The following is a 16,586-nucleotide window of genomic DNA, read 5'->3' on the forward strand; positions in this document are numbered from 1 at the left end:
CTGGCAAGGCGGAAGACCGCTCAAGGCCGCGGAAACTCCACCCGCGCGGCCACCGGGAAATGATCCGAGGGATAGGGCTCCGGGTCGACCACGATGTCCGCCTCCAGCACCCGCGCTCCCTTCGAGACGAGGATGTGATCCACATTCCGCGTGCCCGCGCGCTTGCCATCCCAGAAGTGGAGCGTGGTGCGGTTGCCCTCGCCGCGGTGGCGGCTGTCGAAGGCATCCACAAGGCCGCTCTTCCAAACCTCCTGACGCGCGGACAGCACCGAGTTCTGGCCAAGCAGATAGGTCACGGCCGGATTGCCTTCCACCGCATTGAAATCCCCGAGCAGCACCACCGGTTCATCGCCATGCCGGCGGGTGTCGATCCGCCGCGCGATCAAGCGCGCCGCCTGCTCGCGCGAAGGCTGGTTGCGGTGGTCCCAGTGGGTGGCGAAGACGTAGAAGGAGCGGTCCGTGGCGCGGTCGGTGAGGCGCGTCCAGCAGGCGATGCGCGGGATCTCATTTCCCCAGTTCTTGGAGCCGGGAATTTCCGGCGTATCGGAGAGCCAGAACGTGCCCGCATCCGAGGTGTCCTTCACAAAGCGGTCACGGCGGAAGAAAATGCCGGTGTATTCCCCCAGGGTGCGACCGTCGTCTCGGCCCACGCCGGTGAAATCGTAGTCCGGCAGCGAGGCCCACAGGTCCGCCACCTGGCCGTGGAGCGCCTCCTGCACGCCGAAGACATCCGGCTTCATCCGGCACAGGCTGCGGACAGCCGCCACCGAGCGTTGGTGCCAGTTGCGCGGGCCGCGGTCACCATCATTCTCGTAGCGGAGGTTGAAGGTGACCAGGCGCAGCGCGATCACGCCGTCCTCCCGCACGGCCACGGCTTTCGGAGGAGGCAGGACCTGGCGCCGGCCACAGCCGCACAACAGCACGGCCATCATCGGCAGGATCCATCCGGGACGCATCGGCGGGACTTTCCGTGGGCTGGGACGGATGTCAATTCCGGCGGCGGATTCGACATTGAAAGAAATCCCCGGTTTTCCCACGTTATCGGCCGACTCTTTTGTCCATACCCAATTGATTTCATGAAACATCCGATTCTCGCCTCCCTGCTGGCGCTCTCCGGCCTCGCCGCCGCCGACAGCCTGCCGCTCATTCCCCAACCGGTGAACTTGAAAACCGGCGAAGGCTCCTTCGATTTCAGCGCCGCCACCGGCATCCGCTACGACCGGACCCTCAAGGCCGAGGCCGGCCTCTTCGCCGCCGACCTGAAGGCCCTCACCGGCAGCGAGCCGAAGGCCGTGACGGAGGAAATGCGGATCATGCTTCCCAGCGAAATCCGCCTCGATGTGGATACGACAGCGGACCTGCCCGCGGGCGGCTACAAGCTGGAGATCACGCCGAAGACCGTGGTGATCACTGGCAAGGATTCCGCCGGTGCCTACTACGGTACCCGTACTTTACTCCAGCTCCTGCCGGTCGCCAACGACCCGGCGTGGAAGGACCAGGCTCCGGAGAAACTGCCCGCGGTCTCCATCAGCGACTACCCGCGCTTCGCCTGGCGCGGCATGATGCTCGATTGCGGCCGCCATTTCTTCGAGGTGAAGGACATCAAGCGCTTCATCGATGAACTGGCGTATCACAAGCTCAACGTCTTCCACTGGCACCTCACGGAGGACCAGGGTTGGCGCATCGAGATCAAGAAGTACCCGAAGCTCACCGAGGTCGGCGCGTGGCGCGAGTCCAGCCCGCCCTATGGCAACCGCAATGGCAGCGACGGCAAGCGCCACGGCGGCTTCTATACCCAGGAGCAGGTGAAGGACATCGTCGCCTACGCCACCGCGCGCCACATCACCGTGGTGCCGGAAATCGAGATGCCCGGCCACGCCGCCGCCGCCATCGCCTCCTATCCGAAGCTGGGCAACGATGACATCCCCGGCTACGCGCCGAAGGTCATCACGCTGTGGGGTGTTCACCCCTACACCTATGCTCCCACGGAGGACACCTTCCGCTTCATTGACGATGTCTTCACCGAAGTTTGCGCGCTGTTCCCCTCGAAGTACATCCACATCGGCGGCGACGAGGCTCCGAAGACCCAGTGGGAGAAATCCCCACGGGTGCAGGAGCTGATGAAGAAGGAGAAACTCAAGGACGGCCACGACGTGCAGAGCTATTTCGTGAAGCGCGTGGAGAAGATCCTGGCGAAGAAAGGCCGCAAGCTGATCGGCTGGGATGAGATCCGCGAGGGCGGCCTGTCCCCGGAAGCCACCGTCATGTCCTGGCGCGGCGAAAAGGGCGGCATCGACTCCGCCAAGGAAGGTCATGACGTGGTGATGGCTCCGAATTCCCACCTCTATCTCGACCACTATCAGGAGCCCAAGGAAGCGGCGCTGGCGAAAGGCCAGGACAAGGAGGCCATCGGCGGCTTCCTGCCGATCTCGAAGGTTTATTCCTACAATCCGGTTCCCGCCGCGCTCACTCCCGCCGAGGCGAAGCACGTGCTCGGCGTGCAAGCCCAGCTCTGGTCGGAATACTTCCACGATTTTCCGAAGGTGGAATACATGGCCTTCCCGCGCATGGCGGCGCTCGCCGAGGTCGCGTGGACACCCTTGGAGAAGAAAAACTTCGAGGACTTCCGCAGCCGCCTCAACAGCGTGCTAAAACACTACGATGCCGTGGGCCTGAAGCACGGCGACCCGGACCAACCGGCCAAGTGATTTGAATTCCGGGCCTTCGCGCCACGTCGAAGCGGCACCGGGTGAATCCCGGTGCCTGATTGATGAAGCGACCAGCCCGACAATTTTACACGAGTCCTTGCAATGCCCCGCATCCGGGTGAAGCTCATGCTCCGCATCCCATGACCTCACGTGACCTCGTTCTGCCCGCCTTTTTCGGTGACGCCCTCGCCCTTGGTGCCCACTGGATCTACGACGATGCGGAGATCGCGGAGGCCTTTCCGGCGGGCATCACCAACTACTCCGATCCACGCAGCGACTACCACCCGGGCAAGCAGGCCGGCGATTTCACCCACTATGGCGATCAGACGCTGATGCTGCTGGAATCGCTGGACCGCCATCGTGGCTTCGATCCCGCGGCGTGGCGGAAGGACTGGCTGGCCTTCTGGCGCGGCAAGCCGAATTCCTATCTGGATGGCGCGACCCGCCGCACCTTGGAAAACTCCACTGCGGGCTTGGACCGGCCTTCTGACAGCCACGATCTCGGGGGAGCTTCGCGCATCGCCGCGTTGTTCGCGCTGCATTTCGCCAGCGATGAAGAAGCGGTCACTGCCGCGCGGGCGCAAACCACTCTCACCCACGGTGATCCACGGGTGGCCGCCGTAGCGGAATTCCTGACTCTCGCCACCCGCCGGGTGCTGGAGGGTGCTTCCTTTTCCCAAGCCTTCGAAGCCGCGGCGGCCACTGGCATGCCGGACCTGGATGCCGCCATGGAAGCCTCCCGGGGAACAAACGAAGACCTGGTCGATCTCGGCCTGAGTTGTGACGTGGCCAAGGCCTTCCCGCTGATGGTGGCGCTGGCCTTGAAGTATGAGAACGAGCCGGTCACCGCTCTGCGTGAAAACGCCCGCCTGGGTGGCGATTCCGCCGCGCGCGGGATTCCACTCGGTCTGTTGATGGGCGCGAAGCATGGATTGTCGGCTTTTCCAGCTGCGTGGTCGTCGGAATTGACGAAGTTCGAGCGGATTTCGTCGGTTTTGGAGCGGCTGGCATTGTTGCCTGCGTGAATTTTCGCACGAGACCGGCATTTCTCGTGCTTGCCAGCCCTCGCAGGAATGATTTCCCTGCGCGCGCGACATGGCTGAAGGACTCGCTATCATGACCTCGGGCGGCGACGCCGCCGGGATGAACCCCGCGATCAAGTGCGCGGTCGAATATGCGGCGGCGAAGGGCTACAAGCCCTTCCTCGTCTATGACGGCCTCCGTGGCCTGATCGACGACCGGATCGTGGAAGCAAACCGCGAACTGGTTTCCGGCATCCTCCACCGTGGCGGCACGATCCTGCGCTCGTCCCGCTCGCAGCGTTTCTTCGACATCAATTTCCGCCGTCAAGCGTACGAGAACCTCAAGCGCCGCGGCATCAGCAAGCTGATCGTGATCGGCGGCGACGGTTCCTTCCGCGCCCTCAACCAGTTCTACGCGGACTTCGGCGTGCCCTTCGCCGGCATCCCGGCCACGATCGACAACGACATCGCCGGTACCGACTACTGCCTCGGCGTGGACACCGCGCTGAACATGATCCGCCAGTCGGTGGACTCAATCCGCGATACGGCGAGCTCGTTCTCCCGCGCCTTCGTCATCGAGGTGATGGGCCGCCACTGCGGCTACCTCGCCCTGACCAGCGCCCTTTCCTGCGGTGCGGAGATCTGCCTCGTGCCGGAGCTGGAATACGACCTCAATGCCATCGGCGCGCGTCTCAAGCATGAGATCGATAACGAGGGCCGCGGCTACATCATCGCGATCGTGGCCGAGGGCGTGAAAATGTCCGACTACCTCACGCGCTGGATCAAGGACTCGCTGGAGATGGACGCCCGCCTCACGGTGCTCGGCCACGTCCAGCGCGGCGGCTCGCCGACCGTGCTCGACCGCATCATGGCCTACAAGTTCGCGGTCGCCGCGGTGGAAGCCCTGGATGCCGGGGAAACGAACGCCATCATGGTTTACCGGGACGGCACCTACGGTCATCTGCCGATCCACACGGTGGTGGATTCGAAGTACAAGCTCGATCCCGCCCTGATCCGTCTCGGCGCTCCGCTGGGCCGCTGAGGGCTGCAGCGATTCCGTGCCTTCGGAACCCGGAGGAACGTGCGGAAAAGACCCCCGCCCGAGCTCGTCACACAGGTCATGCGGAGCGCCCGGACGGAGGCGTTTTTTGGGGGGAAAAATTCAGGAACGTATCCGCCTTTCGATCTCGGCAAGCCGCTGGTTCAATTCACCCACGCAGCCGAAGAGCCCGCGGAGAATCCCCAGAAGCTTGTCGGTCTGGTCCGGAGTGAGGCGCAGCAGTTCGCCTTCAAGCGGCTGCCGCGGATCCTGATCGGGAAGAGGAGGAGGCGCGTCCTGATTCACGGGGTTGGCGTGGTATGGCATGGTTGGTAGGTCGGCTCCTGATTGACATGGCTGGCAGGCACGATGCAGGGAGCGGTTTGGTCTCTGTGGCGCTCGGTCGTGGCTCCTCTGGCGGAAAACCAGAGCAACAGGCCGGCGATCAGCAACACGGTCATCAAGGCGGCACCCGCCCAAGCCAGTTCAGGCCTGTGCGGGTGGGGATTCAGCAATCGCGCGAGCAACCGCCCCAGGCGGGGCGGCAGATCCCGCGGCGCGGCGCGGCGGATCAAGTCTTCAAGTTCGGGGTCGGACAGCATTATTCAGAGGGACTGAGAAGAGGGCGCAGCTTTTCCAAAGCGAGCCGGTAACGGGAGGCAGCGGTATTCCTGGAAATTTCGAGAAGGGAGGCGATCTGGTCGAAGGTGAGATCCGACCACAGCTTGAGGCTGACCACCTCGCGGAACATCAGCGGGAGTTGGTCGAGCGCGGCCTGCACACGCTGCCGGTCATGCTCCGTGTCCGAGGGAAACTCGGCCCCGCGTTCCTCGGAGTGATGGTTTTCCCGGTGCCAGTCGCTTTCGCGACGGCTGCGTGAGCTTTCCGAGCGGAGGTGATCGATCGCCCGGTGGCGGATGCGGGACAGGGCGAAGGGAAGCTCGAGCGTGGAAGCATCCGCGCCGGAATTCCACAACTCCGCTACCACCGCTTGGACGAGATCCTCCGCATCATGTTGCAGCGGGCAGAACTGGCGGGCATGGGCATACAGTTTCCAAGCGTATTCCTTGATCCAGGATTCCCACTCATCGGGGATAGGATCGGGAAGTGCATCAGGATCTGGTTCGTCATTCTCAGAATCAGAAAAATTGGTCATCCTTGGGTAGCACATAGCAAACGGAGACCTTGTCGTTCCGTGTCACGCGTTCAGGCAGAAAATCACAGATTTTGTTCCAATCATGCACCTTGCACCTGCCGGAACACAGCTAACCGCTAGAGGACGCCCTATTCCGTGCGTTTCACACCCTCCACACGGGTGGCCAACATCAGGAGGGCGGACACCCACGCCAGCAGCAGGGTGATCAACCAGAGCACGACCGGACTGCGCTCATAAATCGCCAGACCCGCCGCGGGTCCAAACAACGTTGCAGCGCTCCAGGTCATGGACATCACGCCCTGATAGCGGCCGCGCATGTCATCCGGCGAAAGCGCGGCAAGATAACTGTTACTGATCGGGAAGGAACAAATCTCCCCCAGCGTGAGTACCACCATGCTGGACACCAGCAACGGCACGCTGGCACCGAGCATGTTGATGCCGAGGCCCACCCCCACCACGGCATAGCCCGCCGCCATGATCCGCGAGGGGGAGAACCGGCGCGTGACAGACGTGAGCGGCAGTTCGAACAACACCACCAGCAGCCCGTTGAGCGAAAGCAGATAGCCATACGCGTGCTCGTCCAGGCCCGCCTGCTTCGTCGCCTGGAGGCTGAAGCAACTGCCGATCTGGGTGAAGGTCAGCGCGATGAGAAAAGAGGCCGCCACCGCCAACAGGAACGGCCGGTTGCCACGCATATGGGAAACGGCGGGCAGCCAACCCTGGCGCTCGGACTTGGGAACGACCACGTTCTTCAATCCGAACCACGCCACGAACCCCATGATCAGAGTCGTGAGCGCGTCCCCGATGAACAGCGGCGCAAAGCCGAAACGCACCATGAAACCCGCAGCCGCCATCCCGGCCGCAAAGCCCGTATTCACCGCCCAGCGTTGGCACGAATACGCGCGCGTACGCAGCTCCGGCGGAACGAGATCCGCGATCAGCGCGCCCACCGCCGGATTGTAGAGCGCGGTGAGCACCGCCATGATGAAGATGCAGCTCGTCAATGCGGCCATGCCGTGGGCCTGCGACAGCAACAGCATGAACACCGAACTGCCGAAGCAGGACAGCATCACCACCGGCTTGCGGCCCAGCTTGTCCGTGAGGTGCCCGCCGACCAGCCCCGCCAGCATCGAACCCGCACCATACGCACCCAGCACGATGCCGATCTTCGCCTCGGAATAATCCCCGTGCCCCGCTTCGCGCTCGTGGCGCAGGTAGAGGGTCATGAACGGCATCACGAAATTACCGAAGCGGTTGATGAGCGTGCCGCCGAAAAGGATCCAATACTGCGAGGGCAGGGCCCGCAGGTCCTGCCACAGCGTGGTATCGTGTCGTGACGCGTCCATTCCAACCGGAACGGCAAGCACCCGTCCGCTCGCCGCGAGTGGGGCGGAAATCGCGATGAAGTTCCATGTTATTTCGCCGCGATTTTCGGCGATTCCCTCTCCGGTCCTTTCGCTTGGATTGCAGAGCCGGAGAGCCCCTCCCACGCGAGAAGGTCGTGACTGGATCAGGGCCATGCAAAGCCGCGCGTCCGCCATGCTTTGATGTATCCCCAGATCATGGGAACGCGATCACGTGATATCATCGCGGCCGATTTTGTGACAGTCTTTATTTGTCAGCGCGAGGTCCCCGCCGGACGCCGACCTTTCTCCCCCCGGAAAGCACTACTCCCCCCGACCCCTTTAGATCGGCGGATGCCGGAATCCCCCCGTTCCGGCATCCGCCGATCGGCTTTTCAGACCCAGCAACCAAACTCGGTATGAACCTGCCGATGTCTGCGAAAAAGTCGGAATGATCCAATCCGATGGAAATCCGCCACCTGACAACGTTGGTGTGCGCCCTGATCACCAGCTCCCCGTTGTGCGCCGGGGAATTCCGACAGGATACCCTGCTGGCCGCATTTGACACCCGTGAAACTCTAGAGACTTTGGCTGCCAGACTTGAAAGAGCACGCCGACGTGATTCGTCCCCATCTGGCGGCCATTCCGGATGCCGACGAAAAATAAAGCCGCACCGGTTTCCCGGTACGGCCCTTAAAGGTAGAATAAGAACGGGACGATGTCCCTGCTCCTTGTTCAGGAATGGTTGCGGCGCTTGAGGCGGAGCTGCGCGAGGTTCTTCGCGATGACGCCCTGGAGGTGGGCGACTTCCTCGGCATCATCCGCGTGGTCGAGGGACTTGAGGGCCTCTTCAGCGCGATGGATGGCGGCTTCGGCCTTCGCTTCGTCGATCTCGGCTTCACCCAAGGCGTTGTCGGTGAGGACAACGACCTTCTGGTCGGTGACTTCGGCGAAGCCGGAACCGATGGCGAGGTGGACGGTCTGGCCAGCCTTCTGATAGCGCAGTTCGCCGGGCTTCAGGCCGGTCACGAGAGCGGCGTGATGTTCGAGGATGCCCAGTTCGCCATCTTCACCGGGAAGGTAGACGTTCTCGACGGTGTCCGAGAACACCTTCTTTTCCGGAGTGACGACTTCGAGATGGAGGGCCATGGGAAGGTTATGGGTTGGAGGTTAGAGGTTATTGGGGTTCTGGTTCTACCCAATAACCCTTAACAAATAACCTCTAACTTGAAGCCGATTAGTCGCGGGAGACGGTGTCGATGCCGGCCTTCATGTAGAAGTTGCCTTCCGGCACATCGTCCCACTTGCCGTCGATGATCTCGGCGAAACCGCGGACGGTGTCTTCGAGGGAGACGAGGGCGCCCGGGACGTTGGTGAAGATTTCCGCCACGTGGAAGGGCTGGGTGAGGAAGCGCTGGATCTTGCGAGCACGGAACACGGTGAGCTTGTCCGCGTCGGAAAGCTCGTCCATGCCGAGAATCGCGATGATGTCCTGGAGGTCCTTGTAGCGCTGCAGGATCTGCTGGACGCCACGGGCCACGCGGTAGTGCTCGGCACCCACGACTTCCGGCGCGAGCGCCTTGGAGGTGGAGGCGAGCGGGTCGACCGCCGGGAAGAGCGCCTGCTCGGCAAGGGAGCGCTCAAGCACGACTGTCGCGTCAAGGTGGGCGAAGGTGTTCGCCGGAGCCGGGTCGGTCAGGTCGTCCGCCGGCACGTACACCGCCTGGATGGAGGTGATGGAGCCCTTGTTGGTGGAGGTGATGCGCTCCTGGAGGGACGCCATTTCCTCGGAGAGGGTCGGCTGGTAACCCACCGCGGACGGGGTGCGGCCCAGAAGAGCGGACACCTCGGAACCGGCCTGCGAGAAGCGGAAGATGTTGTCGACGAACAGAAGCACGTCCTGGTTGTCCTGGTCGCGGAAGTGCTCGGCCATGGTCAGGGCGGAGAGCGCGACGCGGAGACGGGCGCCGGGAGGCTCGTTCATCTGGCCGTAGCAAAGAGCCACCTTGGAGCCTTCGGTGAGGACTGGGTTGCCCTTGTCATCCAGCTTGATGTGGCCGGACTCGTCCTTCTCGGTGGCGATAACGCCGGACTCGATCATTTCCCAGTAGAGGTCATTGCCCTCACGGGTGCGCTCACCCACGCCAGCGAACACGGAGAAACCACCGTGCGCCTTCGCGATGTTGTTGATGAGCTCCATGATGACCACGGTCTTGCCCACGCCCGCACCACCGAACATGCCGCCCTTGCCGCCCTTCAGCAGCGGGCAGATCAGGTCGATGACCTTGATACCGGTCGGAAGGATTTCCGTGTTCGCGGACTGCTCGGTCAGGGACGGAGCGGCGCGGTGGATCGGGGAGCGCTGCTCCGGATTGGCCAGACCCACGTTCTCGTCCACAAGATCGCCGGTGACGTTGAAGATACGGCCAAGGACCTGCTTGCCGACGGGCACGGCGATCGCCTTGCCGGTATCAACCAGGGTCATGCCACGCTTGAGACCGTCCGAGGTGGACATGGACACGGCGCGGACCCAGCCGTCACCGAGGTGCTGCTGGACTTCGAGCACGAGCTTGGTCTCCACGCCGTTGAGCGGATAGGTGACTTCAAGCGCGTTGTAGATCTCCGGCAGCTTGGCGGCCTTCGAGAAATCGGCGTCGATGACGGCGCCGATGACCTGGACGATGGTTCCTTGGTTGGACATGGTGGGAGTGGGACGGGATCGCGGGCGCGATCGGGGTTGAATGTGGACGGACGTTGAAAGGGTTATTCCATCGCCTTCATGGCGGTGGTGATCTCAAGCAGCTCGGAGGTGATGGCCGCCTGGCGCAGCTTGTTGTACTCGAGGGTGAGTTCCTTGATGAACTTCTTGGCGTTGTCGGTGGCGCTCTTCATGGCGACCATCCGGGCGGAGTGCTCGGAGGCGCGGGATTCCACGATCATCTGATAGACCTGGAAGTTCACGTAGAGCGGCAGCAGCGTGCCGAGGACGTCCTGGGCGGAGGGCTCGAAGAGGTAGTCCTTGGCCAGAGCGGCCTTCTTGTCCGCGGTGCCGTGGTCGATGCCGGTCATGCCTTCGTAGGCCTGGTCCTCGCCGAGGTGGTTGGCGTCGATCGGCAGGAGCTGCACGACCGTCGGCTCCTGGCGGAGGGTGCTGACGAAGTTGGTGAAGGCGACGCTGACCTTGTCGTACTTCCCATCAAGGAAGAGCTTGGTGAGCAGCTTCGCGATCGGGCGGGCTTCCGCGAAGGGAACCGGGTCCTTGATCTCGAAGTCGGCCACAAGGTGCTTGCCGAGTTTCTCAAGGGTGGTGCGGAGCTTGCGGCCCACGGTCACGAACTCGGCGGTCTCGGAAGTCTCCGCGCGGAGCTTCTTGTAGAGGTTGGTGTTGAGCGCGCCGCAAAGACCCTTGTCGGTGGACACCACGAGGACGAGCTCGCGGTTGCCCTCGCGCTTCACGAGCAGCGGGTGGGCATCCTCGGCGACGTTCTCCTTGAGGTTGACGAGGACTTCCTTGAGCTGCTTGGCGTAGTCACGGCCGGCGATGGCCTGATCCTGCGCCTTTTTCATCTTGGCGGCAGCAACAAGCTGCATCGCACGGGTGATCTGTGCGGTGCCCTTGACCGACTTGATACGCCGGCGGATGTCGCGAAGGTTGGCCATTGGTGGGAAACGTTACGTGTTAAGAGTTATTTGTTAGAGGGGAAGAGGCCGGAGTTGGACCGTGGCCCCCTCCCATAACCTCCAACCCATAACCATTAACTTTACTTCCAGCCCTTCTTGAAGTCTTCGATGGCCTGCTTGACGGCGCCCACGGAGGTGGCGTCCTTCTTGAGGTCCGGCTTTTCGTTCCGGATCTTGTCGAGCAGGTCGGTCTTGCGGGTTTCGAAGAACTCGCCGAGGTCCTTCTGGAAGCGCTTCACATCGGACACGGCAACATCGTCGAAGTAGCCGTTCTGCATGGCGAAGAGGTAGACGGACTCCATCTCCATGGAGAGCGGCGAGTACTGGTTCTGCTTGAACAGCTCGACGATGCGCTGGCCGCGCTCGATCTTCTTCTTGGTGGAGGCGTCCAGATCGGAACCGAACTGAGCGAAGGCCTGGAGCTCGCGGAACTGGGCGAGGTCGAGCTTGGTGGTGCCGGCGACGGACTTGATGGTCTTGGTCTGGGCGGCGGAACCCACGCGGGACACCGAGAGACCCACCGAGATGGCGGGGCGGATGCCCTGGTAGAAGAGGTCGGTCTCGAGGTAGATCTGACCGTCGGTGATGGAGATCACGTTGGTCGGGATGTAGGCGGACACGTCACCGGCCTGGGTCTCGATGACCGGGAGGGCGGTGAGGGAGCCGCCACCGGCCGCGTCGGAAAGACGGGCGGAACGCTCGAGCAGGCGGGAGTGGAGGTAGAACACGTCACCCGGATACGCTTCGCGGCCGGACGGGCGCTTCAGGATCAGGGACACCTGGCGGTAGGCCACGGCGTGCTTGGAAAGGTCATCGAACACGATGAGGCAGTCCTCACCCTGGTCCATCATGTATTCCGCGATGGCGCAGCCGGCGTAGGGAGCCAGGAACTGCATGGCGGCTGCGTCCGAAGCGGTGGCGGAGACGATGGTGGTGTATTCCATCGCACCGGCGTCCTCGAGGGTCTTCTGGATACGAGCGACGTTCGAGAGCTTCTGGCCGATGGCGACGTAGATGCAGTAGAGCGGCTTGAAGTTCTGGAGCTTGCCCTGCTCGGCCAGCTTGTTCTGCTTGGCTTGGGAAATGATGGTGTCCACCGCGATGGTGGTCTTGCCGGTGGCACGGTCACCGATGATGAGCTCGCGCTGGCCGCGGCCGATCGGGATCATGGCGTCGATGGACATGATGCCGGTCTGGACCGGAACGGACACCGACTTGCGCTTGATGATGCCCGGCGCGATTTTCTCCATCGGATACTGGGCGGAAGCGGCAATCTCACCCTTGCCGTCGATCGGAGCGCCCAAGGCGTTCACGACACGGCCGAAGGTGGCGCGGCCGACCGGCACGGAGAGCAGCTTGCCGGTGGCGGAGCACTCGTCGCCCTCGGCGATCGCGTTGTACTCGCCGAGAAGCACGACACCCACTTCGCTTTCCTCAAGGTTGAGGGCGATGCCGGTGACGCCGCCCGGGAACGAGATCATCTCGTTGAGCATGACGTCGGAAAGCCCTTCCACGCGGGCCACGCCGTCACCGACCTGGCGGACGACACCGACGTTGGTTTTGTTCACGGAGGTCGCGACGTTCGCGATTTCCTTTTCGAGTTCCTGCAGGATGCTGCTCATGGGAGTGGCGGGTTGAGAGTGGGAAGTTGGTGGACGTGGGAAACGGGCGGATCAGAAGACTTGGGCGAGACGGTCGAGGCGGCCCTTCACGGAGCCGTCGAAGACGTCGCTGCCGACGCGGACCTTGAGACCGCCGAGGAGGGCGGGATTGACGCGGTATTCGAAGGTGAGGCCGTGGCCGTATTTGTCGGTGAGACCGGCTTCGACACGGGCGCGGGAGGCGGCATCGAGATCGGTGGCGCTTTCGACGGTCACCTGGCGGCGCTCCACCTCAAGGCGCACGAGGCGCTTGAGGCCGTGGAGGATGCCGCGGTAGTCGCGCGGCTGAGTCGCCACGAGCTCACGGATCGCCGCGGAGAGCTTCGGCTCGTCCAGACCGGCGGCGGTCTGACAGGAGCGGAAAATCCGGCGGGCGGCGATGGTGGCGGTCTTGGAGATCTTCATGGCGACGCGGCGGGAAAAAGGGAGGGGATCAGGCTTCGACGGTGGCGAGCGCTTCGTCGTTGATGCGCTTCTGGTCGTCGGCATTGAGCACCTTGCCGGTGACCTGGGCGGTCGTGGCGGTGACGAGGCGGCCGAACTCGCGCTTCAGGTCGGCGGCGATCTGCTCGCGCTCGGCGCGGGCGGCGGCCTCGGCCTTGACGAGAATCTGCTGGGCGGAGGCGATGGCTTCCTGCGACTTCTGCTCGGAGAAGGCGGCGGCGCTTTCCTTGGCCTCGTTCACAAGGCGCTGGGCCTCGGAGTTGGCCTTGGCGATGGCCTCGGCGGTGTGCTTCTCGGAATCCGCGAGCTGCTGCTGGATGCGGACGAGATTGGCCTCACCCTCGGCGATGCGGGACTTGCGCTGCTCGAGCATGGCCTGGATCGGGCCGAAGGCGAACTTCTTGAGCAGGAAGGCGACGATCAGGAAGCTGACGACCTGGCTGACAAAGAAGGGGGTTTCGACGTGGAACGTCTTGAAGATTTCACCCACGCCACCACCACCAGCGGCACCGTGCGCTTCGGCTTCGGCATGAGGAGCGACCTCCGCAAGGATGTGAATGAAGGACATCATGGAATCAGAGTGGTGGGATGAAGAGGGAAAATCAGAAGAGGAATTGGCGCGGGAGTTGCTGGAACTCCCGCGCCGGTGCGAAACTTACTGCGCGCTGTTGGCGAGGAAGATCGAGAAGAACACGATACCTTCGATGAGCGCGGCGAGAATGATCGACAGCGTCAGGATGTTACCGGCGGCACCCGGGTTGCGGCCGGTGGCTTCAGCGGCCTTGGAGCCGAGGAGGCCGATACCGATGGCGGCACCGATGGCGGCGAGAGCGACGTGGAAGTTGCCGCGAAGGCCGACTTCAGCAAGGAGGTTGAGGATTTCCATGGTCTTGGATCGTTTGTGTTGTGGTTTCTCCCGGCCCCCACGGTCTTTGCCATGGTCAGGCCGGAAAAGGGGGTCAGTGGGCGTGCTCCTCGTCGTGATCGCAGATCAGCTTGAGGAAGACGGCGGTGAGAAGCATGAACACGAGGGCCTGGATCAGGCCGACGAGCAGCTCCATGAAGTAAAAGGGAAGCGGCGGCAGCCAGGCGAGATAGGTCTTGTCACCCACCACCTGCATCATGTTTTCGAGGATGTTTTCACCCGCGAAGATGTTGCCGTAGAGACGGAAGGTCAGCGCCACCGGGCGGAAGAGGATCGAAACGACTTCCAGCACACCGACGAAGGCGAACACCAGAATCATGAACGCCGCCATGATGCCGCCGAACTTGCCCTTCGGCGCGAAGATGTGGGCGAAGAAACCCTTAAGACCGTTTTCGGTGATCGCCCAGTAGAACCAGAGCAGCGCGAAGGTGAAGGCCATCGCCGCAGTCATGTTCAGGTCGGCATTGCCGCCGCGCAGGAACGGGCGGAAGGTATCGTGCGGATCCGCGCCCGGACCGGAAAGCTCCCAACCCACGGTGCCGACGCCCGGAATCAAACCGAACCAGTTGGAGGCGAGAATCAGGATGAAAATCGTGCCGAAGAACCAGAAGGTGCGTTTCACCAGGTGCTTGCCGAGGATCCCTTCGAGGAAGTTGTAGAGGCTTTCGACCACCCACTCGACACCGTTCTGAAGGCCGGATGGCACCAGCGAGAGCTTCTTCGTGGCAAGCTGGGCCACGAGAATCAGCACCGCGGCCACGATCCAGATCATCAGCATCGAGTTCGTGATGATGAACGGCCCGATGTTGAAAATCTGCTCGGCATGCGCCGGTAGATGATCGTGCCCCTGATGAGCGGCCTCAGGTGCCGCAAGGGCGGAACCGAGTGCAAGGAGCCAGACGGACAGGGTGGAAGTGAGAAAGCGCATGCGGAATGGCCCGTTTGCGGCGGGCGCCCGGGTGCATAGGTAGGGCTGACGCGCCATGCAAGTTCTAATTGTAACGCATTTGTGAAAAATTTCACAAGCTCCGCAGGTGGCTTGATAATCCGTGGCTTGCGACGGAATCAGGAGGCCCTCCGGGAGGCCCGGAACGCCCGCTCCGCAGGGTCGCCCAGCAGCAGCGGATTTTCCCCGATTCCACAGACCGCCACGACCTGGAAACCGCATTCCAGAGCCTGATCGAGGAGGTCTTCCGCAGGCAGGCAGAGCCGTCCGGAGACCTCTTTCAAACGGAACGCCACCGGTCCGATGCCATCGAATCCGCGGTAGATGACCCCGGTGCAGGCCAGCCGGTCGGCGGAGCGGAAATCGAAAAGGAAGTCATACAATTTCCCCTCGTGGGACATGGCGCGGCGGAGCGCAGTTGCCACCGCATCGCCCTCCAATGGCGGGCGGATCACCACGCAGGCGTCCACCGCCAGGGTTTCGTCCATGGGTCGGAACCGGACGCCGTCTTTCTTGGATTCCAAAAACCGGACCGTGCCGCCGCCGTGAGCGGGCGATTCCACGCCGAGAGCAGCGCGTTCCTCGGCGCTGCCGAGGTAGAGAACGGCGTGGGGCCAGAATCCGGGGAGGAACAGGTTGCTCACCGCGTCATCATGGCGGGTGACGATCACATCTCCGGGGCGGAGGTGGGGCGCGAGGACGGCGCGCAGTTCCGGGCCGAGGCGCTTCGGCGCACCCGCGGGCTTGATGCCGGGCATGTGCAGATCGGCGATGGCGGTGCCCGCGGCCTCGAACATCCCGAACATGACCTTCCGCCACGCCGAGCGATGGCGGCGGCGGAACGAGAAAATCCGGTAGAGGAAGTGCCTCCGGACCGCGGCGCGGCGGCCGGACTCGATCCACGGTTCTTCCGATTCGAGGAGATCGATCACAGGCGCGAGCAGCGGATCGGAACGCAGGGCATGGATCCTGGTACGATGGATGCCGTGGAACTCCACCGCTGCCTGGAAACGCGCGAGCGTGAGCGGCAAGACGGATTCCTTGTAGGCACGCGTGAAGGTCTTCCGCGGCAGGCCGAGGCACAGGTCGTCCTCGTCCAGCTTCTTCCACAGCACCGGGTGGCGGTTCGCGAGATCGCTGGTGAACTTCGCCGCCCGCGCCAGCACGCAGGCCGCCGCGAAGGCGGTGGCGAACGCGGGCAATCCCTCCTCCCAGCCGCGGTGGTCCGCGGCGGCGGACACCTCCGCCAGCGATGCCAGCAGGGCGGAGCGCACCGCCAAGTACTGCATGTATCGTAGTCGTACCGCCTCGTCCTCGGCCGGCAGGAAGTAGCCGCGCTCCGAAGCGGCGCGCACCTGCCCCAGTTCCGCGGACAAACCCTCCTCATCCGGCAATGCGCGGGCCGCCGCGAGGATCACCGGCACGTGGCGGCGGATGATTTCGTCCATCGGTTCCATCGTCCGCCGTTCTGCACGCTCCCGTCCCGGAGGTCAACAGGCCGCATTTCTAACAGAATCTAACAGGTCCGCCTAACGTTCTCCGGCCCGCCCGGCACGGGCATCCGCGGGCATGTCCGCGGAGCCGTCCGGCCCGGAAGTCAAGCCGCCCGTAGGGAATTTTTAAACCGGAATTCTCTTGCAAACATTCGACAAGGTTCGCAG

General features: G+C 63.2%; 16 protein-coding genes. 3 read left to right on the plus strand and 13 right to left on the minus strand.

Features of this window, described 5'->3' with window-relative positions:
- Positions 1–20: 20 nt before the first annotated feature.
- The gene (locus KBB96_RS16390; RefSeq protein ID WP_211630575.1) at positions 21–956 is read right to left on the minus strand and encodes an endonuclease/exonuclease/phosphatase family protein; all 936 of its coding nucleotides are present in this window, start codon (positions 954–956) and stop codon (positions 21–23) included.
- A 120-nt stretch (positions 957–1,076) separates the two neighbouring features.
- Between KBB96_RS16390 and KBB96_RS16395 the strand changes: the two genes are divergently transcribed.
- The 3 genes from KBB96_RS16395 to KBB96_RS16405 all read left to right on the plus strand — a co-directional run bounded on the left by KBB96_RS16395 (position 1,077) and on the right by KBB96_RS16405 (position 4,772).
- Positions 1,077–2,708 (plus strand): beta-N-acetylhexosaminidase, encoded by a 1,632-nt coding sequence (locus KBB96_RS16395; RefSeq protein ID WP_211630576.1) that lies wholly within the window; start codon positions 1,077–1,079, stop codon positions 2,706–2,708.
- A 140-nt stretch (positions 2,709–2,848) separates the two neighbouring features.
- Complete coding sequence (locus KBB96_RS16400) at positions 2,849–3,733, plus strand: ADP-ribosylglycohydrolase family protein (RefSeq protein ID WP_211630577.1); 885 nt, start codon at positions 2,849–2,851, stop codon at positions 3,731–3,733.
- A 70-nt stretch (positions 3,734–3,803) separates the two neighbouring features.
- Positions 3,804–4,772, plus strand: coding sequence for a 6-phosphofructokinase (locus KBB96_RS16405; protein WP_211630578.1), 969 nt, complete (start codon positions 3,804–3,806; stop codon positions 4,770–4,772).
- A gap of 120 nt (positions 4,773–4,892) precedes the next feature.
- Here KBB96_RS16405 and KBB96_RS16410 read toward each other — a convergent pair whose 3' ends face one another.
- The 12 genes from KBB96_RS16410 to KBB96_RS16465 form a co-directional block, all read right to left on the minus strand.
- Positions 4,893–5,096: a hypothetical protein gene (locus KBB96_RS16410; protein WP_211630579.1), complete on the minus strand. Its 204-nt coding sequence runs from the start codon at positions 5,094–5,096 to the stop codon at positions 4,893–4,895.
- Between the two features lie 274 nt (positions 5,097–5,370).
- Positions 5,371–5,925 carry an RNA polymerase sigma factor gene (locus tag KBB96_RS16415; RefSeq protein WP_211630580.1) on the minus strand — a complete coding sequence of 185 codons (555 nt, stop codon included), beginning with the start codon at positions 5,923–5,925 and terminating at the stop codon, positions 5,371–5,373.
- A gap of 128 nt (positions 5,926–6,053) precedes the next feature.
- Positions 6,054–7,271, minus strand: a complete 1,218-nt coding sequence (locus KBB96_RS16420; protein WP_211630581.1) for an MDR family MFS transporter — start codon at positions 7,269–7,271, stop codon at positions 6,054–6,056.
- A 732-nt stretch (positions 7,272–8,003) separates the two neighbouring features.
- Positions 8,004–8,417: an ATP synthase F1 subunit epsilon gene (atpC, locus tag KBB96_RS16425; RefSeq protein ID WP_211630582.1), complete on the minus strand. Its 414-nt coding sequence runs from the start codon at positions 8,415–8,417 to the stop codon at positions 8,004–8,006.
- Positions 8,418–8,505: 88 nt separating this feature from the next.
- Positions 8,506–9,969, minus strand: a complete 1,464-nt coding sequence (atpD, locus tag KBB96_RS16430; protein ID WP_211630583.1) for a F0F1 ATP synthase subunit beta — start codon at positions 9,967–9,969, stop codon at positions 8,506–8,508.
- Positions 9,970–10,031: 62 nt separating this feature from the next.
- Positions 10,032–10,928 (minus strand): ATP synthase F1 subunit gamma, encoded by an 897-nt coding sequence (gene atpG, locus KBB96_RS16435; protein ID WP_211630584.1) that lies wholly within the window; start codon positions 10,926–10,928, stop codon positions 10,032–10,034.
- 101 nt (positions 10,929–11,029) lie between these two features.
- The gene (atpA, locus tag KBB96_RS16440; RefSeq protein ID WP_211630585.1) at positions 11,030–12,571 is read right to left on the minus strand and encodes a F0F1 ATP synthase subunit alpha; all 1,542 of its coding nucleotides are present in this window, start codon (positions 12,569–12,571) and stop codon (positions 11,030–11,032) included.
- Positions 12,572–12,622: 51 nt separating this feature from the next.
- The gene (locus KBB96_RS16445) at positions 12,623–13,015 is read right to left on the minus strand and encodes a F0F1 ATP synthase subunit delta (RefSeq protein WP_211630586.1); all 393 of its coding nucleotides are present in this window, start codon (positions 13,013–13,015) and stop codon (positions 12,623–12,625) included.
- Positions 13,016–13,043: 28 nt separating this feature from the next.
- Entirely contained in the window at positions 13,044–13,625 is a 582-nt protein-coding gene (gene atpF / locus KBB96_RS16450) for a F0F1 ATP synthase subunit B (protein WP_226373562.1), read from the minus strand.
- An 84-nt stretch (positions 13,626–13,709) separates the two neighbouring features.
- Positions 13,710–13,940: an ATPase gene (locus tag KBB96_RS16455; RefSeq protein WP_211630587.1), complete on the minus strand. Its 231-nt coding sequence runs from the start codon at positions 13,938–13,940 to the stop codon at positions 13,710–13,712.
- Between the two features lie 73 nt (positions 13,941–14,013).
- On the minus strand, positions 14,014–14,907 hold the full coding sequence (gene atpB, locus KBB96_RS16460) for a F0F1 ATP synthase subunit A (RefSeq protein WP_211630588.1): 894 nt from the start codon (positions 14,905–14,907) through the stop codon (positions 14,014–14,016).
- A gap of 137 nt (positions 14,908–15,044) precedes the next feature.
- Positions 15,045–16,373, minus strand: coding sequence for a YiiX/YebB-like N1pC/P60 family cysteine hydrolase (locus tag KBB96_RS16465; RefSeq protein ID WP_211630589.1), 1,329 nt, complete (start codon positions 16,371–16,373; stop codon positions 15,045–15,047).
- Between the last annotated feature and the right edge of the window lie 213 nt (positions 16,374–16,586).

The sequence above is a fragment of the Luteolibacter ambystomatis genome, from assembly GCF_018137965.1.
Lineage (GTDB): Bacteria > Verrucomicrobiota > Verrucomicrobiia > Verrucomicrobiales > Akkermansiaceae > Luteolibacter > Luteolibacter ambystomatis.